The sequence below is a fragment of the Pseudomonas sp. ME-P-057 genome, assembly GCF_030208975.1.
Classification (GTDB): domain Bacteria; phylum Pseudomonadota; class Gammaproteobacteria; order Pseudomonadales; family Pseudomonadaceae; genus Aquipseudomonas; species Aquipseudomonas lutea.
Map to the genome: position 1 here is coordinate 1 of NZ_JARVSX010000055.1, position 7718 is coordinate 7718.

Genomic DNA, 7718 nt, shown 5'->3' on the forward strand with positions numbered 1-7718 from the left:
TATCCCAGTGGGACCGGCTTCAGCCGGGAAAGCGTCGGTGGCCACGCTGCGAAATAAAGGGTGTACGCGCTGGCTCTTTCCGGCTAAAGCCAGTCCCACTCAAGCACCGCGTATCCCAGTGGGACCGGCTTCAGCCGGGAAAGCGTCGGTGGCCACGCTGCGAAATGAAGGGTGTCCGCGCTGGCCTCTTCCCGGCTGAAGCCGGTCCTACTCAAGTGCCGTGTTCCCCAGTAGGACCGGCTTCAGCCGGGAAGCCTATCGCCTTGCAGATCAGCTTTAGCCCCGGGTCCGAATGCGCAATACTCCTCGACCTCAAGCCCTCCATCAAGGAAGCACCCCATGACTCGCACAGCGCTTATCGTAGTCGACATCCAGAACGACTATTTTCCCGGCGGAAAGTGGCCCCTGGCGGGCGCCGACGCTGCTGCCGACAACGCTGCAAAAGTCATACAGGCCGCGCGCGATGCTGGCGACCTCGTGGTTTACATCCGGCACGAGGCCGGCAGTGATGACGCCCCCTTCTTCGCGCCGGGCTCCGACGGCGCGCAACTGCACCCCAAGGTAGCGCGGCAGGAGCACGAAGCCGAGGTGCTCAAGCATTTCCCCAACTCGTTTCGCGAAACGGGATTGCAGGCATTGCTTGAGGACAAAGGCATCGAGCAATTGGTGATCATCGGCGCCATGAGCCACATGTGCATCGACGCCACGGCCCGTGCGGCGGCAGACCTGGGCTACAAGGTGAAGGTGATCCATGATGCCTGCGCCAGCCGCGATCTGGAATTCGACGGGGCCACCGTGCCCGCCGCCCACGTCCATGCTGCGTTCATGTCCGCGCTGGGGTTCGCCTATGCCGAGGTTATAAGCACCGATACGCACCTGGGCTGACGGCAGCAGGTAACCGGTCGCATCGACTGTGGAGGCTGCTGCGCGAAAAGCGCCGGCGCCACTCCTGTTCTTGCCTCAAGGCTCAAAACCGGGCCTTGCCACGCCAACCTGTGTTACAAATCCTGGGCACGCCGGACCACCCAGGCGTCCGTCTGCGCTGCAATGCCTTCCTGTGAGGCCGCACGATAAGGAGAAAACAATGAGCGAAAAGAAAGCCGATATTCTGGTCTGGGGCGCCATGCATGCCTCACTCATGCAAAACCTGGAGCGCGATTTCACCGTACACAAGCGCACTGACATCAACGATGTCGACCAATGGGCCAAAGACCACGGCGCCAAGGTTCGCGGGGTGGTCACCAGCGGCGTGTTCGGCACCGACAACGCCCTTCTGGATCGCCTGCCGAATCTGGAAGTGGTCAATAGCTTTGGCGTCGGCTATGACGCCGTCGACACCGATTACCTGTCGGGCCGGGGCATCAAGCTCAGCAACACCCCGGATGTACTCAACAACGCGGTCGCCGAAACCGCCATGGCGCTGATGCTGTGTGTGTCCCGGCGCATTAGCGAAGCGGAGCGATTCGTGCGGGCCGGTCAGTGGCCCAATGGCAAGTTCCCGCTGGGCAACGATCTGTGCGGCAAGACCTGCGGCATCGTCGGTCTGGGCAAGATCGGCAAGACCATCGCCAAACGCGCTGCCGCGTTCGAGATGAACATCGCTTACTTCCGTCGCGGCAAGCCCTATGACGATGTGCCCTATCAGCACTACGGCGACCTTCGCGAACTGGCCCAGGATTCCGATTACCTGATCGTCATCGTCCCTGGCGGCCCCGACACTCAGCACCTGATCAACGCCGAAGTCCTCAGAGCGCTGGGGCCTCAGTCGTTCCTGATCAACGTGGCGCGCGGCACGGTGGTGGATGAAAAGGCGCTTGTAGCAGCGCTGCTGGCGTCCGAAATTGCCGGCGCTGGCCTGGACGTGTTCGATGACGAGCCCAACGTTCCGGCCGAACTGCTGAAACTGGACAACGTGGTACTCACCCCGCACATCGGCTCCGGCACCTACGAAACCCGTCAGGCCATGGCAGATCTGGTGTTCGCCAACGTCAGCGGTTACTTCAACGACGGCACGCTGGTGACGCCGGTCGAGCTGTAACCGGCGCTTCATGTGCAGGCCTGACGATTGACCGCGTCGGCCTGCATAGCGGCATTCGCAAAAAAGGTGCTGGGCCGGCGTCCGTGCAAGCCGAGCATCAGCCCTGCCCCGCTCAAGCCAACTTTTCGCGATAATGCCGGTCGAATTGCCCCTAGCCTGGTTGGCTGCCTGCAACCGTACTCACACGATCATGTAAAGCGACATGCAACAAGGAGAGCCCCGTTTGAATATTGCCGGCGTCATTTTCGACTGCGACGGAACCCTGGTGGACAGCGAACGGCTGGCCGCCGGACTGCTGCGCGAGATTCTCGACAAACATCAGGTGTTGTTGAGCGTCGAGGAAGTGCTGCATCGCTTCCGTGGCGTGCAATTTGCGCTGTGCATGGAAGGCCTTTGCCGCGAATACCCGTGGCTCCCCGCCGACGACATCGTCACCGAGTTCCGCACACGAACCCTGCCGCTGCTTCGCGAAAAGCTCGAAGAAATGCCCGGCGCCGTGGAATTCGTGCGCAACCTGGCATTGCCCAAATGCGTGGCCTCCAACGGCCCGCGCAGCAAGATCGAAACCTGCCTGAGCACGGTGGGCTTGCTCGACGTCTTCCATGGCTTGATCGTCAGCGCCTACGAGGTGCAGGCCTGGAAGCCCTCGCCAGTGCTCATCGAACACGCCGCCGACCTGCTGGGCCTGCCGACCGCCCAGTGTCTGCTGGTGGAGGACAGCGTCCCTGGCGTAGAAGCCGGGCTGAGTGCTGGCGCACAAGTGGCCGGGTACGGCGACACGGATTTTTCGGCGTTCAAGGACAACCGCAACTTCCATCGCGTCAGAGACTTCGGCGAATTGAACGATTTGGTACAGCGCATCAGTTAACCCGACCGCCATCCATCCGATCGGGCCTTGTTCATCACCTGTCAACTCGATACTGTACATAAAAACAGTATCGAGAAAATCCATGCAGCTGATCGACAAGCTGAGCATCCTCGCCGACGCGGCGAAGTACGACGCCTCGTGCGCCAGCAGCGCGGCGCCCAAACGCAGTTCAGAAGGCAAATCCGGGCTGGGTTCAAGCACCGGCATGGGCATTTGCCACAGTTACACGCCCGACGGACGCTGCGTGTCGCTGCTGAAGATCCTGCTGACCAACTTCTGCCTCTACGACTGTCAGTACTGCGTCAACCGCCGCTCCAGCGACGTGCCGCGCGCGCGCTTCAGCCCGGAAGAAGTAGTCACGCTAACCATGGATTTCTATCGCCGCAACTGCGTCAGCGGCCTGTTTCTCAGCTCCGGGATCATCCGCTCGGCGGATTACACCATGGAGCAGCTGATCCGCGTGGCCAAGCTGCTGCGCGAAGACCATGAATTCCGCGGTTACATCCACCTCAAGACCATCCCCGAAGCGGACCCCGCGCTAATCGAAGAAGCCGGCCGCTATGCAGACCGTCTGAGCGTCAACATCGAATTGCCCACTCAACTGGGCCTGCAAACCCTCGCGCCGGAAAAGGAAATGGGCTCGATCAAGCAGGCGATGCAGACCATCTACACCGGGCAGCAAACCGTGCTGAACGAGCCCAAGGCACCGCGCTTCACCCCTGCGGGGCAGAGCACACAGATGATCGTCGGCGCTGATGAAACCGATGACAGCACCATTTTGCACACCGCCGAATCACTGTACGGCGACTTTCGCCTCAAGCGCGTTTATTACTCAGCGTTCAGTCCGATTCCCAACAGCCCGAAAAGCGTGCCTCATGCCGCGCCGCCGTTGATGCGCGAGCACCGGCTGTATCAGGCTGACTTCCTTCTGCGCAGCTACGGTTACAGCGCAAACGAGCTGTTGCAAGGCCCTGGCCACCTGGCGCTGGACATCGATCCGAAACTGGCCTGGGCACTGGAGCACCGGGATATCTTCCCGCTGGACCTCAACCGCGCAGAACCGTCGATGATCGCGCGCATTCCGGGCATCGGCATTCGCACCACCAAGCGCCTGGTGGAATTGCGTCGCCAGCGCCGCATTCGTTACGAAGACCTGACTCGACTGCGCTGCGTACTGGCCAAAGCCAAGCCGTTCGTCATCACCAGCGATTACCACCCCCGACAAGCCGAGAGCTCAAGCATCGATCTTCGAGAGCAACTGCGCGACAAACCGCAGCCGCAGCAAATGGCGTTGTGGGGATGATCATTCTGGATTGCGCGGATGCGTTCGAGACGTGGCGGCAGCAGGCACGCTGGCTGCTGAGCCATCAGATCAATCCGGATCAGGTCAGTTGGAGCGTCCAGCAGGACGCCGACCTGTTCGCCAGTGACACCCATTACCCGGAAGAGCCTGGGCCGTTTCGCGCCCGTATTCCGCTGGAGCTGCTGGAGTTGCTGCAAAACGCAGCGCAATACTGCGGCGACCAGCGGTGGACGTTGCTGTATGAAGTGCTCTGGCGGGTCAGCCATGGCGATCGCACGGCGATGCTGGCGGGCGACAAACTGGGCAGCGAGCTGCATCGGCGGCTCAAGCAGGTCAGCCGTGAAGCCCACCATCTTCATGCCTTTCTGCGCTTTGTTGCCCTGCCGGTCATCGACAATGCAGAAGACCTTGCGGCCAAAGCCGCCCTACTGGAGATGACACGCCTGCCTGAATACGTCGCCTGGCACGAACCGGCCCATGACATCCTGCGCACCGCCAGTGAGCACTTCATCGGCCGCATGGGCCGCCATCGCTGGATGATCGCGACCCCAAAAGACGGCGTTTTTTATGACGGTGAGCAGCTCTTCCATCAGCCCGTGTGCCCCGAAGCCTGGCAATCGCTGGCGCGCAACGCGGATGATCCCCATGGCAATCTCTGGCTGACGTACTACAGCCATATCTTTAACCCGGCGCGGCTCAATCCCAAGGTCATGCAAGGCCACCTGCCCGCTCGGTTCTGGAAAAACCTGCCGGAGGGACCGCTGATTCCCGCCCTGATCAGCGAAGCGCGCACAGGCGGTCAGCGCGACGGGCAGGCACGGGAAATAAGTGAACGACGTGGCAAGGTGATTCGTGGCAAGCCGTCGGCCTGATCGGCCGCGCAACCACGGCGGCCCGAGGCTCTACGCTTAACTTTACTGATCGAGGCTGTCGACAGGCCCATACTCGCGGTGCACGGCGGTCTGCATCCCCGCCGTACTGGACGGTGTGCCCAGAGCGGTGCCAAAGAAGCGCACGGCTTCGGTGCTCAGGTCCCGGTGAATGTCTTCGCGGTTAACCCCGATCGCATCGGTGCACAGGCCAGGCTGAGTGGCCCGCTGCTCATCATCACAGGGCGCCATGAACACAAAGTGCCCTGCGCCGGCAAACAGTTTGAAATCCGAGACGTCAGGCAGCTTGCGCGCCAGGGCTTCGGCGTTCTTGTCGATGGCCAGCAACTCATCGCCATCTCCGCTGTACAGCAGCACCGGCACATGAACCTCGGCCAGCGTCTGACGGCCAAACATCAGCCCCAGCGGCGCCATCAACATCAGCGCGCCTACACGCGGGTCAGCCTGAGCGTGCAAATCCTCCCGGTCCGCGACCAATTCGCCCTGGGTTTTGCACGCGTCATGGTCCTGCGGGCGCTGCGTGCAGTAGCGGCGCAGACGCTGCAAATCCGGTTGAGCGCCGGCAAGGATCAAGGCGGTCTCGCCGCCAGCGGAATAGCCAATGACACCGACCCGCCGCGCGCTGATATACGGCGACAACATGGGGTCGATCAACGCGGCGCTGATGGCTTCGGAGATCTGCAGCGGGCGCCCGTACAGATTGCTCAGGCTGCCGAGGCGGCTGTGGTCCATGTAGTTATCGCCCGGATGAAACACCGCCACCACCACAAAGCCCTTGCGAGCGAGCGACGTTGCCAGGTCGTGTTGGGCCAGCGGCGTGCCGGTATTGCCATGGGACAACATCAGCAGCGGAAACCGACCCATGGCGATGGTGGCGTCTTGCGTCGCCTCGATGGGATAGCCCTGGACGCGGGTGATGTGCTCGTCGTCGGTGGAAGGGTAAAAGGCGTAGGCGTGCATCGGCTGCGAATCCAGCGGATCGAGGAAGGTCAGCTCGTGAAAGCCTACGCTCCAGGTTTGCAGCTCGCTGGCCTGCACCGAAAGCAGGCTGCCCAGCAGGCTGATCATCATCACTGCACAAAGACGCATCATTGCAATGCCCCTCACCTTATCAATCCCTGGCTGCCAATTCAGACGCTCGTGGTCTGAAGCCCCGTAAACACGGAGTCTGTGGCTATCTGACCCTTGGGGTTGGATAACATTCCGAAACGTTTGATGTTCGACAGTGCACAAGGCGGGCCAAGCTCTAAAGAAGGACGACATCGGCCGCCGTTGCAGGCAGAACGGGCCAAGTGGGCCGGCATTCTACGGTGCTTGTCTGCAGATTACGCGCAAAGAGGGTGTAAAGGCTGTCGCCCGGCTGAACGCTCAGTCCCAAAACGGCAAAAGCCCTGTCACCGGTCGGCCAACAGGCCGGGTGAAAAGGGCTTCAGGGAAGCGTTAGAGCAGCGATGCGCCCGCGTTGTACAGCAACGGGCGCGACGGCTCAGGCAAACAACGTTTCGCTGATGTGTTTCTGCGCGGCGGTCATGGCCGCAGCGCGCGGCTCGTCGCCATAGGCCAGGCCGTGAGCGAACACGAACTGCAGATCGGTCACGCCGATGAACCCGAACAGCACCTTCAACAAGTCTTCGTGACCAACGCTGGTAGGCTGCCCCTGGTGCAGGCCGCCGGCCGTCGACACGATGATCACCTTCTTGCCCTTGCACAGACCTTCCGGCCCGGCTTCGGTGTAGCGAAACGTACGCCCGGCCACAGTGATGCGATCAATCCACGCCTTCAACTGGCTTGGAATGGAGAAGTTGTACATCGGCGCACCGATCACCACCACATCGGCAGACAGAAACTGCTCCAGTGTCGCCTCGTTGGTTTCCACTTCAAGCTTCTGCGCAGCATCGCGACCTTCAACCGGCGTACCGGCAGCGGCCAGCGTCGCGCCCGAAAAATGGCTCAGCGGCTCGTTCGCCAGATCGCGATACACCACCTCGGTACCTGGGTTCACAGCGCTAAAGGACTGAACAACACCGCGGCTCAACTGACGCGAAGCAGAATGATCGCCGAGGATGCTGGAATCGATGTGCAAGAGTTTCATGAAGGCTCCGAATGTGAGAATCGCCACTTGGCGATCAAGTGGGGTCATCCTACAGCGCGAGGTAATCAACGATTAGCCTGCCAAAACGCAATACATCGTCCCGCCAGCAGGACAATACCCGTCACCAAAGCCTTTGAGCGCAGCAACCGGCCCCTTCCCGGCTAAAGCCGGTCCCACTACAAAGCAACGCGCGCAGCCAGTGGGACTGGCTTCAACTGGTCCCCTAAAAGCGACGCGCGCAGCCAGTAGGACTTCAACAGGTCCTCATAAAAGCAACTCGCGCAGCCAGTGGGACTTCAACAGGTCCTCATAAATCAACGCGCGCAGCCAGTGGGACCGGCTTCAGCCGGGAAGCCCTTGATCTGCTTTTGCTCTTGAACTGCTTTTGCTCTTGATCTTCATACGCAAAAAGACCAAGCACCGCCAATCGCGACCTGGGTGCAGGCTGAACGCAGGTCTTGCGCAGTGGGCTGAGCGGCATGGATGCCGCGAGAGCGCCGTCAGGACATGGATGTCCGTTCGGCGCG

7 protein-coding genes are annotated in these 7718 nt (G+C 61.3%); 5 read left to right on the forward strand and 2 right to left on the reverse strand.

Annotation, left to right across the window (positions count from 1 at the left end):
• Nucleotides 1-339: 339 nt before the first annotated feature.
• The 5 genes from QRN48_RS24865 (at nt 340) to QRN48_RS24885 (ending at nt 5081) form a co-directional block, all read left to right on the forward strand.
• Entirely contained in the window at nt 340-885 is a 546-nt protein-coding gene (locus tag QRN48_RS24865) for a cysteine hydrolase family protein (RefSeq protein ID WP_191943397.1), read from the forward strand.
• A gap of 199 nt (nt 886-1084) precedes the next feature.
• On the forward strand, nt 1085-2038 hold the full coding sequence (locus QRN48_RS24870) for a 2-hydroxyacid dehydrogenase (protein ID WP_191943398.1): 954 nt from the start codon (nt 1085-1087) through the stop codon (nt 2036-2038).
• Nucleotides 2039-2261: 223 nt separating this feature from the next.
• Nucleotides 2262-2906 (forward strand): HAD family hydrolase, encoded by a 645-nt coding sequence (locus QRN48_RS24875; protein WP_285354049.1) that lies wholly within the window; start codon nt 2262-2264, stop codon nt 2904-2906.
• A gap of 82 nt (nt 2907-2988) precedes the next feature.
• The gene (locus QRN48_RS24880; RefSeq protein ID WP_285354051.1) at nt 2989-4209 is read left to right on the forward strand and encodes a putative DNA modification/repair radical SAM protein; all 1221 of its coding nucleotides are present in this window, start codon (nt 2989-2991) and stop codon (nt 4207-4209) included.
• Entirely contained in the window at nt 4206-5081 is an 876-nt protein-coding gene (locus QRN48_RS24885) for a TIGR03915 family putative DNA repair protein (protein WP_191943400.1), read from the forward strand. Before QRN48_RS24880 ends, QRN48_RS24885 begins: the two co-directional genes overlap by 4 nt.
• A 42-nt stretch (nt 5082-5123) precedes the next feature.
• Here QRN48_RS24885 and QRN48_RS24890 read toward each other — a convergent pair whose 3' ends face one another.
• Together QRN48_RS24890 and QRN48_RS24895 are read right to left on the reverse strand one after the other, a co-directional pair.
• Nucleotides 5124-6191, reverse strand: coding sequence for an alpha/beta hydrolase family protein (locus QRN48_RS24890; RefSeq protein ID WP_285354053.1), 1068 nt, complete (start codon nt 6189-6191; stop codon nt 5124-5126).
• Between the two features lie 394 nt (nt 6192-6585).
• Nucleotides 6586-7191: an FMN-dependent NADH-azoreductase gene (locus tag QRN48_RS24895; protein ID WP_285354054.1), complete on the reverse strand. Its 606-nt coding sequence runs from the start codon at nt 7189-7191 to the stop codon at nt 6586-6588.
• Between the last annotated feature and the right edge of the window lie 527 nt (nt 7192-7718).

What these genes read in the sequence shown, in the direction of transcription:
- QRN48_RS24865 (WP_191943397.1), top strand. Translation starts at nt 340, where the DNA reads ATGACTCGCACAGCGCTTATCGTAGTCGACATCCAGAACGACTATTTT.
- QRN48_RS24870 (WP_191943398.1), top strand. Translation starts at nt 1,085, where the DNA reads ATGAGCGAAAAGAAAGCCGATATTCTGGTCTGGGGCGCCATGCATGCC.
- QRN48_RS24880 (WP_285354051.1), top strand. Translation starts at nt 2,989, where the DNA reads ATGCAGCTGATCGACAAGCTGAGCATCCTCGCCGACGCGGCGAAGTAC.
- QRN48_RS24885 (WP_191943400.1), top strand. Translation starts at nt 4,206, where the DNA reads ATGATCATTCTGGATTGCGCGGATGCGTTCGAGACGTGGCGGCAGCAG.
- QRN48_RS24890 (WP_285354053.1), bottom strand. Translation starts at nt 6,191, where the DNA reads ATGATGCGTCTTTGTGCAGTGATGATGATCAGCCTGCTGGGCAGCCTG.
- QRN48_RS24895 (WP_285354054.1), bottom strand. Translation starts at nt 7,191, where the DNA reads ATGAAACTCTTGCACATCGATTCCAGCATCCTCGGCGATCATTCTGCT.